Source organism: Oleiphilus sp. HI0066, from assembly GCF_001635725.1.
On the sequence record NZ_LWFH01000149.1, the window covers coordinates 1 to 1,006 of the forward strand.

Sequence of the window (1,006 nt, forward strand, 5' to 3'; positions counted from 1 at the left end):
TTCAACAACGATCATCTTCCGCAATGGGAAGAAAGCTTCCCAGATGATGTTGATTTCCGTTTGTTGCCAGCAACGTTCCCAGGTTGGGTAACGCACGCGGAAGTATTTTTTGCAGCAGAGGAGCTAGGTAAGATCGAAGAGATGCACCAAGCTTTATTTGATGCGATTCAAGGTGCTCCTAAGAAATATCAAGATCGTGATGATTTTGTAGAAATTTTTGAAAAGCACGGCGTATCAGAAGAGCAGTACATGGCAGTGTTTGAAGCGTCTGGTTTCCGCAAAATCTCTAAAATTGATGAGCAAGTGAAGAAAGCGGGTGATCGTATCAAGGCTTATCGTCTGACAGGCGTGCCAGCACTTATCGTAAATGGTAAATATAAAATTGGTGTTCGTGACGCGGGCGGTTTTGCAAATATGATTAAGGTTGCTAACTTTCTTATAGCGCAAGAACGAGCAGCGCTAACTGCAGCAAAATAAATTAGTTGAAGGAGGGGGTATGTATACACAGTTGCGTAGTCGCGTTAAGCGTCTACTCACCCCCTCTGATAAAGACTTTCGTTTAGGTGTATCGTCTAGTACTGCGCCTGAGTACTTATCTGATATTCCTAATGTTTCTCCTTCTCAATCTATTCGATTACTGACTTACAACATACAAGTCGGCATTTCCACTTCAGCGTATCGTCATTACCTTACGCGCAGTTGGCAGCACTTTTTGCCGCATGCTCAACGTCAAACCAACTTAGTTAAGATAGCCTCTCTTCTCGAGGCATATGATGTGGTTGCCTTGCAAGAGGTGGATGGAGGCAGTTTGCGTACTGGCTTCGTAAACCAAGTTGAGTTTTTAGCTAAAACGGCTGGCTTTCCATTTTGGTATCAGCAGCTGAATCGAAACTTCGGCCCTATTGCTCAGCATAGTAATGGTTTATTGAGCCGTTTTTGCCCTTTGTCGGTAGAAGAGTATCCTTTGCCATCTTTGATTCCTGGTAGAGGAGTGATTGTTGCGAAA

At 43.8% G+C, this 1,006-nt stretch carries 2 protein-coding genes; both read left to right on the top strand.

The window, feature by feature from the left end; translation table 11 throughout:
* A partial coding sequence (locus A3738_RS02580; protein ID WP_068763326.1) for a thiol:disulfide interchange protein DsbA/DsbL occupies window positions 1-477 on the top strand: 477 nt, incomplete at its 5' end.
* Between the two features lie 19 nt (window positions 478-496).
* Window positions 497-1,006: endonuclease/exonuclease/phosphatase family protein (locus A3738_RS02585; protein ID WP_197473529.1), on the top strand; the 510-nt coding region annotated here is incomplete at its 3' end.